Annotated in this window: 1 protein-coding gene; it reads right to left on the reverse strand. The window is 56.4% G+C overall.

The window, feature by feature from the left end:
• Positions 1 to 2: 2 nt before the first annotated feature.
• Positions 3 to 218: hypothetical protein (locus MOV75_RS43040; RefSeq protein ID WP_247008799.1), on the reverse strand; the 216-nt coding region annotated here is incomplete at its 5' end.

Raw genomic sequence — 218 nt, forward strand, 5'->3', positions numbered from 1 at the left:
ATTTACAGCGGGCCAAGAACGACAAGATCGATGCCGCTATCATCGCCGCCTGCACCGCAGCGGTGCGGAAGATCCATGCCGCTCCCGATCCTCGGTTGCTGCCGTTCGCCGAGCAACTGACAATGATCGATCAGATCGGCGAGGATATCGCGCGCCTCAAGAACAGGATCGAGAGTTGCCGGAATGAGACGATTAATAAGCTCTGGCAAGAGGATATC

The sequence above is a fragment of the Bradyrhizobium sp. PRIMUS42 genome (assembly GCF_023006515.1).
GTDB lineage: Bacteria > Pseudomonadota > Alphaproteobacteria > Rhizobiales > Xanthobacteraceae > Bradyrhizobium.